This is a genomic window from Ureibacillus sp. FSL W8-0352 (genome assembly GCF_038004345.1).
Lineage (GTDB): Bacteria > Bacillota > Bacilli > Bacillales_A > Planococcaceae > Ureibacillus > Ureibacillus thermosphaericus.
This window is the reverse complement of the sequence record NZ_JBBOQT010000001.1, coordinates 278,184-293,941: the sequence shown is the minus strand read 5'-3', so window position 1 is coordinate 293,941 and position 15,758 is coordinate 278,184. Positions and strand designations below refer to the sequence as shown.

The 15,758-nt window shown below is 38.5% G+C and carries 11 protein-coding genes and 1 pseudogene; 3 read left to right on the top strand and 9 right to left on the bottom strand.

Translation table 11 applies throughout. From position 1 onward, the window contains the following. Positions 1-74: 74 nt before the first annotated feature. On the top strand, positions 75-530 hold the full coding sequence (locus NST98_RS01475; protein ID WP_340714216.1) for a DUF4183 domain-containing protein: 456 nt from the start codon (positions 75-77) through the stop codon (positions 528-530). A 268-nt stretch (positions 531-798) separates the two neighbouring features. Here the strand turns inward: NST98_RS01475 and NST98_RS01470 are convergent. From NST98_RS01470 to NST98_RS01440, 7 genes and pseudogenes are all read right to left on the bottom strand, one after another. After that, positions 799-1,227: pseudogene (locus NST98_RS01470) on the bottom strand (type I restriction-modification enzyme R subunit C-terminal domain-containing protein); the annotation flags it as partial. A 12-nt stretch (positions 1,228-1,239) separates the two neighbouring features. Next, positions 1,240-1,722: a type I restriction-modification system subunit M N-terminal domain-containing protein gene (locus NST98_RS01465; RefSeq protein WP_340714215.1), complete on the bottom strand. Its 483-nt coding sequence runs from the start codon at positions 1,720-1,722 to the stop codon at positions 1,240-1,242. Between the two features lie 301 nt (positions 1,723-2,023). After that, the gene (locus tag NST98_RS01460) at positions 2,024-4,690 is read right to left on the bottom strand and encodes a DEAD/DEAH box helicase (RefSeq protein ID WP_340714214.1); all 2,667 of its coding nucleotides are present in this window, start codon (positions 4,688-4,690) and stop codon (positions 2,024-2,026) included. Between the two features lie 12 nt (positions 4,691-4,702). Next, the gene (locus NST98_RS01455) at positions 4,703-6,307 is read right to left on the bottom strand and encodes a site-specific DNA-methyltransferase (RefSeq protein WP_340714213.1); all 1,605 of its coding nucleotides are present in this window, start codon (positions 6,305-6,307) and stop codon (positions 4,703-4,705) included. 372 nt (positions 6,308-6,679) lie between these two features. Beyond that, the gene (locus NST98_RS01450) at positions 6,680-8,326 is read right to left on the bottom strand and encodes a site-specific DNA-methyltransferase (RefSeq protein ID WP_445684016.1); all 1,647 of its coding nucleotides are present in this window, start codon (positions 8,324-8,326) and stop codon (positions 6,680-6,682) included. Then, positions 8,311-11,184, bottom strand: coding sequence for an SNF2-related protein (locus tag NST98_RS01445; protein ID WP_340714211.1), 2,874 nt, complete (start codon positions 11,182-11,184; stop codon positions 8,311-8,313). Before NST98_RS01445 ends, NST98_RS01450 begins: the two co-directional genes overlap by 16 nt. 462 nt (positions 11,185-11,646) lie before the next feature. After that, positions 11,647-11,847, bottom strand: coding sequence for a hypothetical protein (locus NST98_RS01440; protein WP_340714210.1), 201 nt, complete (start codon positions 11,845-11,847; stop codon positions 11,647-11,649). Positions 11,848-11,936: 89 nt separating this feature from the next. On the opposite strand from NST98_RS01440, the gene NST98_RS01435 reads away from it, so the two are divergent. Together NST98_RS01435 and NST98_RS01430 are read left to right on the top strand one after the other, a co-directional pair. Next, entirely contained in the window at positions 11,937-12,836 is a 900-nt protein-coding gene (locus tag NST98_RS01435) for an aldo/keto reductase (RefSeq protein WP_340714209.1), read from the top strand. After that, on the top strand, positions 12,833-13,318 hold the full coding sequence (locus NST98_RS01430) for a VanZ family protein (RefSeq protein ID WP_340714208.1): 486 nt from the start codon (positions 12,833-12,835) through the stop codon (positions 13,316-13,318). Before NST98_RS01435 ends, NST98_RS01430 begins: the two co-directional genes overlap by 4 nt. Before the next feature lie 75 nt (positions 13,319-13,393). Here the strand turns inward: NST98_RS01430 and NST98_RS01425 are convergent, their stop codons facing one another. Both NST98_RS01425 and ltrA read right to left on the bottom strand, forming a co-directional pair. After that, positions 13,394-13,543 (bottom strand): hypothetical protein, encoded by a 150-nt coding sequence (locus tag NST98_RS01425; protein ID WP_340714207.1) that lies wholly within the window; start codon positions 13,541-13,543, stop codon positions 13,394-13,396. A 495-nt stretch (positions 13,544-14,038) separates the two neighbouring features. Beyond that, positions 14,039-15,301 carry a group II intron reverse transcriptase/maturase gene (ltrA, locus tag NST98_RS01420; protein ID WP_340715641.1) on the bottom strand — a complete coding sequence of 421 codons (1,263 nt, stop codon included), beginning with the start codon at positions 15,299-15,301 and terminating at the stop codon, positions 14,039-14,041. Between the last annotated feature and the right edge of the window lie 457 nt (positions 15,302-15,758).

Genomic DNA, 15,758 nt, shown 5'->3' with positions numbered 1-15,758 from the left:
TTCTTATAATATGCCCAAGTAAACAAAAAATTTCGCCATACAATAAAACGAAAATTCTTCAAGGAGGCAAAACCATGGCATTGGAAATATTGAAGCTTACAATTAATGCTTCGACAACTGTAGCAACTGTTCCAGATGTAAAAAAATTTTTTTATTTAGTCAATTCTACTGTAACAGGTGTGGATACTTTAACAATTTACGCAAAGGATTTCATGGACGATACCGGAACAGTAGGAGTTACACTTCCAGAATTATCGGCTAATAATTGTTATTTAACTGTTTATGTAAATGGTGTGCAAGTAATGCAGGACTTATTGACATATAATCCAGGTGAAGATGAAAATGGATTGCTTACAATCGCAGTTCCTGAAGAATCAGAAATTATTCAAAATTCACCGGTCGTTCTTGTTGTAACAAACTTCGATCCAACAGCACAAACGACTAAAGAAATTGAATTAAAATTATCCAAATACTTACAAGGGGCTGTCCAGAAAGTCGAACACTTTCGGAAACAGCCTTACTTCTTATAGGAATATTCTCTTAAACACTTTCCCTGCGGTGGTCACAAAACGCGCCTCCTTGTCGCAATTTAACTGTGGTGAAGCACTAGCTAAAGCCGCAATGGGGAACGCCCCCTTGCTGGTTAACACAATATCCAAGTGAAGACTTTCAAGAACTTCTTCCGTTAGCTCGAAAAGGATCCACACGACAAAAGTTTATCTACTGCGTTCGATTTCATCCACCTAAGCCAATAAAAAAGGTACTCTTTTGATGAAGAGCACCAAAATAAATGTTAATCTATGAAATAATCTGTTCTGCATTTTTATTAATTTCATCGATCATGCTAATAATTTTTTTAGCATCCGCTTTATTGTCTTTAAATACTTCAACAATACTTCCAACGGTTCTGAATGGTTCTTGCTGTAATACCTTTTTATCAAGAATACCATTCTTTACTACATAATCGATAATAAGCTCCACAAATTTAGCTTGTTGAAGATTGAGCCGTTGTTCAGAAAGAAATTCTGAGAAGGCTTCGTTTGCTGCTTTTCGGTCTAATCCAACGATGTTTCGGACAAGTTTTGTAATCGGCGTATCCCCGAAATCTTTTTCGTAATCATATTCAATCGCTTCGACCAAGAAACCAGCAGATCCCATTGCCGGGTCAATAATTTTATCTTCAGGGGCGGGCTTCATTAACTCTACCATCATTTTAATAATGTGGCGTGGTGTACGAAATTATCCGTTTGTACCTGACGTTGATAGCTTTGATAACAAATATTCATATATATCCCCTGCTGTATCTCGATCAGAGGTTGGCAGATTATCCAAGCTATCCACGACTTTGGCCAAAGTGCTTGGTTTTTGGATTTGAAACATGGCATCTTTCATGTATTTTGAAAAGGCAGTATCTTCATTCCCGTGCAAATTTTTTATAAACGGAAACACTTCTTGCGAAACGATGCGATACATTTCTTCTGGACTGCCCAATTGTTTAAACTGATGCCAACGAAGATATTGCTTATCTTTCGGGAAGAGGCTCTCATGTTCCAAACCTAAAAATTCCGCTTCCTGCTCCTTCGTTATTTCGATTTCATCTAAACTTTTTATAAACAACAAATAGGTTAATTGTTCAATCGCCGTTAACGGGTTCGTTAATCCTTCTGTCCATAGAGTTGTCCAAATTTGGTCAACTTTATTTTTTATTTCTCCTGTAATCATGATGATCCTCCTAAATAAGCCTTAAGTTTGGATGAAAAATGGTATATATTTTATCAATACTTAAGTAAAAGTGTTGTCGGATCTCCCTCGTTTACCAATCCATCAACAGACAGAAAAATTTAAATCTCTATTTGCCATGGTCTAAAACAATTCGTGAAAAATGTGCAACGGCAAAATAGCCCTCAATCCCGAAAAACATTGGGATTGAAGGGCTATTCGTCGTATATACTAGAAGGGGAGAGTTTTTTATTTATCTCTCATATTTCGGGTTTACCGTCAAAATGCATCATTTACACTAATTTTATTTATAAATTGCTTCTAATCCCTTAATTGTCTTGTTCGAATCGACATCATCATGCGGAATTAATAAGTAAACCCATTCCTTTCCTCCATTTTCGAGGGCGTGCTTGGAAGCGTGTTGGCACCATGTGATGGCAGCTTGCGCTTTCAGAGCAACTTCTTGGTCTTCTTCGATTTTATTAGTTGCTTTTATTTCGCATAAATACATTTTTTCATCTGTTTCAACAATGAAATCCGGGATGTATGCTTGTGTTTGATTATAGTAAATTTTGATATGATTTTGCGTTGGTTTCAGCCATTTTAAAACGGACGGATCGCTTTCACAAATGACCGCAAATTTTCGTTCAGCGTCAGATTCAAATTTTTGTGTTCGGTACAGGCATTTCTTAAAGCCACCAAAACACATGCTGCGAATCGCCGCTTTATTTGCTACTGGCTGTCGAAAATCACGTACTTCCTCATTGGCGTCCACGGCTACGTTGCTGCTTTTTAATGTATCAAAACCAACTCGAACGATGACCTCATAATTTGTTGGCTCTTCATAATAATGTTCTTTCATCTGCGCATAAATCAACTGTGCGAAACGTTTTTGATTGTAAACAACTACATTTTTTACTTCATCTTCTGTTTTTAAATAACTGCGAAGATAAGAAATCAACTGGCCTGACAGCTTATACAACAACTCAGCATGATCTTCATAAGAAACAGCCGGATAATCCATTAGGTGAAAGACAAGATAATCTTCTAAACGCTCTTCTGTTGTATTTACATCTTTTTTAATTTGTAACACTTCTCTTTGATGAGTACGCAAATGCTCAATCAAAATATTTTCAGCAACTGGTTGCAGTTTCGGAATCAAGCTGTAATCTAAATCAAAATCTTGATAGCCCCATGAAATTTCTTCGGTCGGTTGCAAAATAATTCGCGGAATTTCAATAGACAAATCAGGAAGTAACTCGACTGCTTTTGCAACCATTTCTTCAACCATTTTTTGAGGCTCTTCTTCAAATAAAGACAACTGAGATACCGTATAAGTTTCACGAACTTCTTTAATAATTTGTTGTTGAACGGCAGGATCTTTTAGTTGTTTAGAACTATATAACGTTTGTTGCTTGGCAATGACTCTTACAACGGATTCCGCAATATTTTTCTTGATTTCTAGTTTCTTTTCCTCTTCGGGAGTGGTGGATTCCTTCATTCCCACTAACTCATCGATTAGTGATGTTTCTACGTTCGACTCCATTATGATTAATTTCTTTTCTGTCTGTGCCACATCACGGCCAATGACAACCCCGCGACGAATAATGGAATTCGGATTATTCGCCTCATCAATAATTTCTTGGAATTTATCATGCGCAATAATCGTTAAACGATCGACTGCCGGCACCCCTGTGCGTTTTCCGTATGGAAGACGGAGACCGCGACCAATGGACTGTTCCACTAACGTCTTTGAGTTTGCGGCACGGAGTGGAATAATTGTATACAAATTCGTTACGTCCCATCCCTCTTTTAACATGTTCACATGAATGACAATTTCAACTTTTGAATTTGGATCTTCAAGAGCAAGTAATTCTTTAATTGTTTCATCTTTTTCTTCGCCACGCTGATTGGAATGAACAGTAATGACTTTTCCTTTATAACGCCCCTCAAAAAAGTCATCGCTTTCAATAATATTCATAAGTTCTTCGGCGTGATTCGTATCTTGGGCAACGACAAGAATAAAAGGTTTCACTAATTTTACATTATTTTCCCGCGCGTATAATTCTAATTCTACTTTTGTTTCTTCATGTACTCGAATACCATCTTCTAATTTCAAACGCTCTAATTCACGTTCATTAAACTTCGCAGGATTAAAGTTTTCTCTTGTAGCGACAGCCGGTTCTTTCACATAGCCATCCTCCATTGCTTTATACAAAGGATAGCTATAAATCACATTCTTAAATGGGATCGTTTTATTTCCGCTTTCCACTTGCGGTGTAGCCGTTAATTCTAAACCGAGAATCGGGTTTAATTCGTTAATTGCTTTGACCCCAGCTGATGCGCGGTAACGATGCGATTCATCCATTAATAAAACAAGGTCTGGAAGGGATTTTAAATAATCGAAGTAACTCTCCCCTAAATACTCACTTAACCGCTTAATTTTTGGTGATTTTCCGCCTCTTACTTCACTATTAATCTTAGAAATATTAAATATATTAATATTCACAATCTCTGGATCATCTAAAAAAAGCGCCTGTTGAAAATAGTTATCCCCGGTAATAATGTTTGGCTGTTTATTAGCAAACTCGGAAAGCCCCTTAAATACATATTTCGGTGTATTTGGCGTAAAATCCTGAATTAATTTTTCATAAATTGTTAAGTTAGGGGCTAAAACAAAAAAATTACGAATTCCTTTTGCAATATGTAAGTAAGCAATAAACGCTCCCATTAAACGTGTTTTTCCGACACCGGTTGCCAACGCAAAACAGAGCGAAGGAAACTCTCGTTCAAAATCAGTCACTGACGGGAATAACCCATTAACAGCCTCTAGCTTTTCTTTCAAAGATTCGGGATCATTATGTTTATTTAAGCCGAAGTGTTCAATCACTTCAGCAAGAATTTCAAGTGATTCTTTTTGTGGTTTTCGAAGACTAAGCCGGGATGAAATAGCACTCACAATACGATTCATAACCTCTTCCCCCTAAAATAGCTCTAATTGTTCCGCTTCTCTTTCTTTCATTGGTAATTCATTAATTTTTAAACTGTAATCGTCGCGACCAAATTCACATTTGTTTAAAATGGCTTGCGGAATTTTCTTAATCGTCACTTGCGGGAAATCATCGATATTAACATTAAATGCTTTGCAGCAAATTAACAATGTTTCATTTTCTTTCATTTGTTCAACGATTCCCTCAACCATTTGCTGCGTAACAAGCTGTGTTGTTGTATAAATAAAATCGTTTTCCGTCGATTGACCTTGCTTCCAAAACACTTCCGGGTCTGGATTGTACGTAAATCCTTCATGTTTGCACATCGCTTCCGCCAGCATTTCCGCATTGTATTCCGGATTGATAATCCAATTACCAAATTTATCTTTCTTCAACAGGCTTGGCGCCAGTTTGTAATAGCGGAAGCCGCCCCCACCTTGCCAATTCACCGCTTTACTAATTCCGCTTTGATCCGTTCCATCAATAACCCGTTTCATTCGGGGAATAATATGCGTATGGCAATGCTCACCAAGTTCTATCATAATCCAGCGGCGCCCCATTTTATGCGCCACCGCCCCGGTCGTACCTGAACCGGCAAAAGAATCAAGAACCCAGTCGCCTTCATTTGTGGCTAATTGAATAATTCTTTGTATTAAACGCTCCGGTTTTGGAGTCGCAAATACTTCCTTACTATTAAATTTTTTCACTTCTCTTTTAGCTTCTTGATTATCTCCTACCTCATCTCTAAGCCATAATGTCATTGCTGTGACCCCATCTTTTACCTCTGAGAGGAATCGTTTAATACGTGGAACATTATTACCATCCTTACCAAACCAAATTCGATTATCTTTACGATATTCTTCAAACCTTTCCTTGGTTAAAACCCAACATCGTCCCTCTGGCGGCAAAACCCTTCTTCCACTAGGCGTAATTATTTCATAGACTTTTTCCTCAACTACAGGACCTACTGATAAATTATCCGACATCCAAGGTCCTCTAGGATCGTTATCTGGATTTGAATATCTATTGTTGGCATCTTCTCCCCTTGGTAATTTATTCAATTGAAACCCTTCTATTTCTTTAGCGTAGACTAATATTGTATCATGACTTCTTGATAACGTTTTCTTCAAATTAATTGGCGAATAGGCCCTTTGCCAAATTACCTCATCCACGAAATTTCTACGTCCAAAAATTTCATCACATAGCACTTTCAAATAATGACTTTCGTCCGCATCTATAGAAATCCATATACTTCCATCATTTGAAAGTAAATTTCTTAAAATTTCGAGCCTTGGCTTCATTAATGATAACCAGGCTGAATGCTCCAATCCATCATCATAATGTTCAAACGCATTTCCTGTATTATACGGCGGGTCGATATAAATACACTTAATCTTTCCCGTAAACTCTTGTTCCAATGCTTTCAATGCTAACAGGTTATCGCCGAAAATAAGCCGGTTATCAAAAATATCATTTTCCGTCACTCGTTCCTTCGCATGATAAGAAAGCTCCGGATCTTCAAGAAGAATGCGCGGTTCGAGCTTTGGTTGTTCGTCTTTGCCAATCCATGTTAGTTCTAATCTTTGTTTTTGAGCCAATGTACTCCCTCCTATTGTTACACGATTCTCCAATGTTATCACAAAAAAAGATGTTCTGTTTAGATGCACTACTCCAACTTTTTCTCTGCTTCTTCAAATAGTCGATCGTTTTGTGCATCAATGTATGTTCATATTGTGTTGCGGGTTCTGCCCCATGCACGTCAAGTTAAGAAATAACTTTCTTCCCTTTCCGGTATTCCATCGGATTAGGAGAAGAAATTGAAACGCGAAAGGATATGAAAGATTCGCTGATGATGAAAAAAAAGTTTTCTTAAGTTGATGGCTATGGGGTCTGCCCTGGGCTTAGTGATTCTTTTTGCGGTTTTCAAAGGTTAAGCCGGGATAAAGCAGCTTTCACAATGCGATTCATAACTAAAATAGCTCTAATTGTTCCGGTTCTTTTTCTTTCATTGGTAATTCATTAATTTTTAAACTGTAATCATCGCGACCAAACTCGCATTTGTTTAAAATAGCTTGCGGAATTTTTTTAATCGTCACTTGCGGGAAATCCTCAACGTTAACGTTATATGCTTTACAGCAAATTAACAATGTTTCATGTTCTTTCATTTGTTCAACGATTCCCTCAACCATTTGTTGCGTGACAAGCTGTGTTGTTGTATAAATAAAATCGTTCTCCGTCGATTGACCTTGCTTCCAAAACACTTCCGGGTCTGGATTGTACGTAAATCCTTCATGTTTGCACATCGCTTCCGCCAGCATTTCCGCATTGTATTCCGGATTAATAACCCAATTCCCAAATTTATCCTTCTTTAATAAACTTGGCGCTAACTTGTAATAGCGAAAACCGCCCCCACCTTTCCAATTCACCGCTTTACTTATCCCGCCTTGATCGGTCCCATCAATGACTTGTTTCATGCGCGGAATAATATGCGTATGGCAATGCTCACCAAGCTCAATCATTATCCAACGCCGTTTCATTTTATGAGCTACCGCTCCAGTCGTACCAGAGCCAGCAAACGAATCAAGAACCCAATCTCCTACGTTTGTTGCAAGTTCAATTATTCTTTTTATTGTCTTTTCTGATTTCGCCGTTGGAAAATATCCATTATTCTCATATGTTAATAAATCGGTCCAGTTATTATTGATCATTATCCCACCTTTAGGCGGAATCCAATATCTAATTCCTTTATCCTTTGCTTGACTTCCTTCTACTTTTTTAATATACGACTCTGTTTTTCCTCTCATTTCCCAATAATCCTTTAACTCGATAAACCCATTTTTTTTGCAATATTCTTCATATCTCTTGTAATTTTCCACAGCCTCATACGCTTTTTCCTTGCTCCATATCCAATGGCCGCTATCTAACGTTTCACCAAGTATTTCATATTGCATAGTTTTTCTGTCATCGCGTTGATAAAAAGTTTTCCACTGTCCTTCCAAGTGCTTTTTGTCATCAGAAGGTTTGTAAACCTTATTTAATCGACTTTTTTCGCTTTTTGCATAACATAAAATCTGCTCCACTGCGTTATTGTAAGATTTTAAATATTCATTTTGACTATTATTCGTTTTTATAGTCCTGGAGACATAAAAACGATTTCTAAAGTTTCCTCTTCCGAAAACTTCATCACAAAGCACTTTTAAATAATCTGCTTCATAATCATCAATCTGTATAAATATAAAACCGTCCTCAGATAACAGTTTTTTCAAAATTTCTAACCTAGGTTTCATTAGATTCAACCACGCGCTATGTTCTAAACTATCATCATAATACTCAAAGGCACTTCCTGTATTATACGGCGGGTCGATATAAATACACTTAATCTTTCCCGTAAACTCTTGTTCCAATGCTTTCAATGCTAATAGGTTATCGCCGAAAATAAGGCGATTATCAAAGATATCATTTTCCGTCACTCGTTCCTTCGCATGATAAGAAAGCTCCGGATCTTCGAGAAGAATGCGCGGTTCGAGCTTCGGTTGTTCGTCTTTGCCAATCCATGTTAGTTCTAATCTTTGTTTTTGAGCCAATGTACTCCCTCCTATTGTTACACGATTCTCCATTTTATCGTAAAAAGATGTTCTGTTGAGGTGCGCTGTTCTAGCCTTTTCTCTACTTCTTCGAATAGTCGATCTTTTTGTTCATCAATTTCATCTTGCTGATCATAGAGATTTCGCCGCATCTCGTTTCGCTTCTTTTCAAGTTCCTTAATTTGCTTATTCATTTCAAGCTTTTCTGCTAGATTGCGCGTCAGTTTTGCTTCTCTTTTTAAATGTTCAATTTCAACTGTCATTTCATCTATATCTTTTTCGAGCTTATTTTTCAAGTCTTGTGACCATTTTTCCAGCTTTTCTAACTCTGAATCAAGATAAGCCGATGCCCTTTCCATAATTTCATTTAAGATTGCTTCTTGTTGTCCTTCACTAATACGGCGAAGCGTATTGCAAATCGACTCGGAAAGCTCAATCGCTTCCCCTTCAACAGCAGGTAGTTCAAACATTTTTTCGCACATTTCTTGATCGAGTTGCTGTCCTTCTAAATCCATCGCTGAAAAAACAAGGTGCTGTTCATTTTCTAGCGATTCGACATGAAGCAAATCTAACGATAGCCACCCTTCTTTCCCTATCAATCGCTCTAATATACTAACTTTCCCTTCATAATCAGAATAACGGAACGTAATTTCTTTTGGTATGAGTTTTCTCTTCTTTGCTTGCTCAATCCATTTTTGTGCAAGCGGATGAGAAAAACGATAGTGATGAACATTTGGTCTGTCTTGCTTTTTCACTTGCGAAATCATTTGATATGTTTCATGCTCTTTGACAAAACTCAATGTTTCATCATCAAACGTTGCTTCCCTCGCACCTTCATATTTCGATAGATTCCAAAGGTAGCGTTCCATGCGATTGAGATGTAAGCTCGTTTGATGGTAATGGTCACGTAGTTTTTCTCTTACCTCATCATCAAAATTTTCCAATAAATGCATACGCGTTTCTTTCATTTTTAATTGTATTTGCTCATCCAGCTCCGCTTGTAAATTTTTAAATGCTTGTTCAATTTCTTCTGCGGTGCGACAAGTTTGATAGATTTGTTGAATTCGTTTTTCAAAATCGACACCAGATTCTAACGACCCTAGTACCTCATCTGAAGAACCAAACACTCCTTCAAACAAGCGGAATTTTTCTGAGAGAATTTCATACACTTTTTTATCGGCTTCATTTTTATGGTTTAAGAAGTTAATCACAACGACATCATGCTTTTGACCGTAACGGTGACAACGGCCGATCCGCTGTTCAATCCTCTGTGGATTCCAAGGCAAATCATAGTTAACGACTAAACTACAAAATTGCAAGTTAATCCCTTCTGATGCCGATTCTGTCGCAATCATAATCGACGCTTGTTCTTTGAAATATTCAACAAGGGCTGCACGCATATCCGCAGTTTTCGAACCGGTAATTTTGTCATCGTGCTGATGTTTTTCTAGCCATTGTTCATAAATTTGCTTCGCCTGTTCATCTTGGTTTTCTCCATTAAATAATACAATCTTGCCAGCGTAGCCGTTGCGCTCGAGAAATTCACGTAAATAAGCTTGCGTTCTTCGTGATTCTGTAAAAATCACCGCCTTTTCATTTGCACCTAGCATTCTTAATTTCTCAAATCCTTTTTCAAGCGCAATTAACAATGCTTCCGCTTTTGAATTTTCTTTAATCGATTTAGCTAGCAAGTAATATGCTTCTAATTCTTGTTTTTCTTCTTGAATAAGGCGTTTCATTTCATCTAGCGATAATTCACCTGTGTATGATGACTGTTCCTCTTCTCCCCACTCTTCCATTGTATCATCAAATTCATCTACATCTGCATAAACGTCCGAATGCTCTGCTGCTATTTCTGTTTTTCCTCGCTCTAGTTCCAGTAGTAACTGCTCAAGTCGTTTAATTAGAGAAAGCAATGTGTCAGAAATAGCGAAGGAAGAAGATGCCAGCAATTTCCGGACAACTAATGTCATTAATGCCCTTTGGCTTGTCGGTAACGCAAAAAGTTGTTCTCTCTGCAAGTACGCAGATACTTTTTCGTATAATTCCCATTCCGCATTCGTTGGCATAAACTCCTGAGTAATCGGAATACGCTGTGTATAATTCACATACTCGGTAACTTGCCGTCTTAACGTACGATGACAAACAGGCTTAATACGTTGCTTTAAATCAATAAAATCCATTTCCGACATTTCTTTCGTGCCGCGGGCAAATTGACGTCTAAACGTTGTTTCATCTCCAAAAATATGAGGGTCGATAAAGCTAATAAGCCCGTATAATTCCATTAAAGAGTTTTGTAATGGCGTCGCCGTCAATAAGATTTTCGGATAACCAGCTGTTGCCGCTCTCAATGTACGTCCAATTTTATTTGATTTTTTATACACATTCCGCATACGATGCGCTTCGTCAAAGACAATTAAATCCCAATTTACTTTTTGTAGCATATCCGCTTTATTTCGAGCGTATTGATACGAAGTGATAACAATTTGATCTTGTTGCAAGAAAGGATTCCGATGACCAGAACGTACCATCTCGTTGAAGTTTTTACTTTCTAGAATAATAGATGGGATATAAAACTTTTCCCAAAGTTCTTGATTCCATTGTTTTCTTAGTGGAGGTGGCACGATAATAAGAATATTCCGCTTTCTTTCTGCCCACAATTGACTAATAATAAGTCCCGCTTCAATTGTTTTTCCTAATCCTACTTCATCCGCTAAGATCGCTCCTCTCTCTAATGGAGCACGAAAGGCGAATAAAGCTGCTTCCACCTGATGTGGATTTAAATCCACCGTCGCATTAATGAGTGATTGACTTAACCGCCCTATCGAATGTGAGGAATTTTGTTTCGTTAATTCATAAGCAAAGTATTTGCTCTGATATGGTGTTGTCACTCATTAGACCTCCCAAATGTAAAATCCCACTATTACTTTTATTATATTTTACATTATTTTACAACATCGGACATTCGGCAATAAATGACAATGTTTTTTAAGTCTCATTTTCTTCCCACCATTATTCTCGAATGTCTAACAAGAAGAAAGCTACCTATTCGATTCAATCTTTTCTAATAGAATAAAATAATAAGTGTGCTTTGAAATTAGGTATGCTCTTTAGAAAGTTTTTGAAGAATCTGATTACCTTTATGCGAAATAATCTCCAAAAGTATTCCCTTCCAATTTACTATAATGCAATCATCCCATCCTGAAGTCCCATTTTGGGTATTTCAAAAAATGGGAAAGCATATCATCAATTGCTCTACCGTCCCATATTCAATCGCGGAATGAGTTATTCCCATTCCGCGTGGATAGCCTTAATTGAAAATGTATTTCCAAGCCCCATTGCTTCAAAGCTTTTCAATTTTGCCGAATCCAACTTTTTTTCAATCGAGCCATCTTTTCTTTGATTTCAGCTGATTTTTCACGATAATTCGCAACGATTCGCTGCTGTTCTTTCAATGGGATTCTCGGATTCGGCAATGATTCAACCTCTTTATTGAAAGATAGATAGTGCTCATGATGGGCGTTTAATTTAAATGAATGATCCGTATTCTCCAACCCCTTGCTATTGCTAGCTTTTGAATGCGTTTTATGATAATTTTTTTATGACCATAAGTGAGAGAAAACGAAAGAATGCGGGGGATTCCATGAGAAAAAGAAGATTAGGATCAAGCGCTTTTGAAATTTCTGAACTTAGTTTAGGATGCATGTCTCTGCCGACATCAGTGGACGAGGCAAGACCAGTGATTGAAGCCGCCCTTGAGCACGGCATCAATTATTTTGATACGGCAGATCTTTATGATAAAGGCGTCAATGAAGAAGTTGTCGGGGAATGTTTAAAACCTTACCGCGATCAAGTCTACATCGCCACAAAAGTGGGAAACCGCTGGAATGAAAAGGGCGACGGCTGGTACTGGGATGCCTCAAAAGAGCATATCGAAGAAGGCATCAAAGACAGCCTCCGCCGATTAAAAACCGATTATATCGATTTATATCAACTTCATGGGGGCACCATTGACGATCCGTGGGACGACATCATTGAAACCTTTGAAAAATTAAAACAAGAAGGCCTCATCCGCGAATACGGCATCTCCTCCATTCGTCCAAATGTGTTTCAGCCGTTTTTTGAAAAAAGCAACGGAATTTCAAATATGATGCAATACAGTATTTTCGACCGCCGTCCGGAAGAATTTTTCCCGTTTTTTGAAGAAAAGAAAGTTTCGGTTGTCACAAGAGGCTCTATCGCACAAGGATTATTGACGAATGAATGGAAAAGACGGGTGGAAAAAATCAACTCCTATTTAAACTATTCTAAAGAGGAGCTCGTTTCAATTTTAGAAAAAATCGAAAAGGAATTCGGCTCCGTCCATAAAGCTGCTATCGCCTTCAATTTAAGCCAGCCTGCTGTTGCATCTATTGTCGTTGGAGCGAGAACAAAGGAACAGCTGCTGACAAATATTAAGGCTTATGAGGAAGCACAAACTATTCAAGGCCTTTCTTTCATACAAACCATTACTAAACAAAATATTTACACCGATCACCGATGAAAAAATATTTGTTTTTTGTCATCATCGCGCTCCTTGTTTTATATTATTTATCTAGCATGCCTTATGAACAGCAGACGATTGTTCCTGAATTAAGAGTGCTTCTAAGCAACCAACCTTTTTATGACTTGTTAAGTAAAATTGAAGTAACATATTGGGGAAGAACTATTTCTGTCGAAACCCGTGGATATTATTATTTTGTTGAATTTTTAATTCGTAAAGCATTGCATTTTATTGGCTATGGAATCGTTGCTGTGCTATTATATTTGCTATTTCGTCGCTTGAAATGGACATTTGCAGCGATTATTTCTTGTGTAGTTACATTCTTCATTGCCATGTTAGATGAATATCACCAAACTTTCGTTGATGGACGTACCGGTGTATTTGATGATGTTTTAATTGATACGGCTGGTGCCATTACTTTTATTTTTTGTCTCAAGGTATATTTTTTTATAAAATATTTGTTGAATCGAAAATCTTTTTAAATTGCATCGAGTAGGAGGGAGCGATTAACTCCCGTCCTCTCACACCACCGTACGTACGGTTCCGTATACGGCGGTTCAATTAAGATCATTGACGCAAGTCTTTATATAACTTCCGTGAATAGCTGTTCTCTTTATGCCAGTGGTCACTCCACCCTCCAAGAGGTCCCCCACGGGATTCACCGCTTCCTTCCTCAAGTGAGGTACTACGTTTTCTGTGTTCATCATGACTCACTGAATGCCAAGGGCTATTCTCTCTTAATTGTTCGGTCCTTCTTAGTAGTTCTAAACCAACTAATACTATGACCTCTGCTGACTTCTGACGGTTCAGCTACTTATCACTAAGTAGGTTATGAAGCGTACTTCACCTATCCGCCAGACCTCCCCGGGTAAGTACATGCACTTTCACACCATCTATCCGCCTCATTTACTCGATATGACCTTCGACAGAAAGAGCTTTGTTTTGTTTGGCAAACTCACTCAATCATACCTAGCCTTATATGAGGTTCGTGTTCCTCGGACCGGTGTTTTGCCTCCAGCTTCCTTCAGATTCCGCGTCACCACGGACACCCTTGCTCTTGGCTAACCTCTACTTCTGTCTTCGGGGTTCGGGACTTACACCCTATAGTTCATGTACATGCCGGGCGCAATCGAGTAGGAGGGAGCGATTAACTCCCGTCCTCTCACACCACCGTACGTACGGTTCCGTATACGGCGGTTCAATTAAGATAATTGACGCAAGTTTTCATAACGAGCTTCAAGACTTTTCAGCCCTTGGTTTCTCCAATAGGAGTTACCAAGGGTTCTGTGTAATATTGGACTTTTTGAAATACGCCAATAACTCTTCCGAGTATTTCCCCATTCATACGCTTGCCATTGTGGTACGCCAAGTTGAATAAGGTTGCGTATCTTTGTTTTCGGTTTCTTCCAGTTCTTCCATAGACACATTCGAAGTCTTCTACGAATCCATTTATCTAATTCAGGGAATATAGATTTGGTGTCTGCTAACGCAAAATATCCACACCATCCCATTAGATATTGATTCAGTTTCTGAATGCGGTATTCCATCGGGTAGGGCATCTTGCGTGATGTGATTTCACGAACTTTATTCTTCATTCGTTTAAGGCTTTCTTTTGCGATACGAACCTTTGGCTCTTTATGATAGGTAAAGCTAAATCCTAGAAACTTACGTTTCCATGGACGGTCGACCGCTGATTTCTTTTCATTTACTTTCAGTCGTAGTTTTCCTTCAATAAATCGCTGGATACTTGCCATTGTGCGAAGTCCTGCTCGTTTACTTTTCACGTAAATGTTACAGTCATCCGCATATCGAACGAATTTGTGTCCTCTTCTTTCCAATTCTTTATCTAGTTCATCTAGTACAATGTTAGATAGTAGCGGACTTAATGGTCCTCCTTGTGGAGTTCCTTCTAATGTGCTTGACACCACACCATTAATCATGACGCCCGATTGTAAATACTTACGAATCAATTTCAGTAATGGTTTATCTTGGATTCTCTTCGCGAGTGTACCCATTAATCTGTCATGGTTGACCTTATCAAAGAATTTCTCCAAGTCCATATCTACAACCCATCGATATCCATCTCTTATATATTCTTTCGCTTTCCTCACCGCATCATGAGCACTTCGGTTTGGTCGAAATCCGTAGCTGTTTTCAGAGAATGTAGGGTCATACACTTTTGAAAGTACTTGGGCGATTGCTTGTTGAATCAAACGGTCTGTTACGGTAGGGATTCCTAGTAAACGAACACCGCCATCAGGTTTCGGGATTTCGACTCTGCGGACTGGCATCGGTTCATAAGTTCCCTTGAGAATTGCTTCTTTAATCGATAGCCAGTTTTCAACTATGTGCTGTCGTAGATTTTGTACGGGCATCATATCTACTCCGTGGCTTCCTTTATTCTGTTCTACACGTTTTAGTGCTTGAAGCATGTTCTCCCGTGACAGGATTTGATTCAAAAGCATCGTTATTCTCCTTCCGTGAATAGCTTGTCTTCTTATGCCAGTGGTCACTCCACCCTCCAAGAGGTCCCCCACGGGATTCACCGCTTCCTCCCTCAAGTGAGGTACTACGTTTTCTGTGTTCATCATGACTCACTGAATGCCAAGGGCTATTCTCTCTTAATTGTTCGGTCCTTCTCAGTTGTTCTAGACCAACTAATACTATGACCTCTGCTGACTTCTGATGGTTCAGCTACTTATCACTAAGTAGGTTATGAAGTGTACTTCACGTATCCATCAGACCTCCCTGGGTAAGAATGTAATCTTTCCTTCCATCTATCTGCTTCATTTACTCTGTATCACCTTCGGCAGAAAGGACTTTGTTTTGTTGTGCAAACTCATCCAATGATACCTAGCCTTGTATGAAGTTCGTGTTCCTCAGACCGGAAGTTTGCCGCTCGCTTCCTTCAGATTCCGCGTC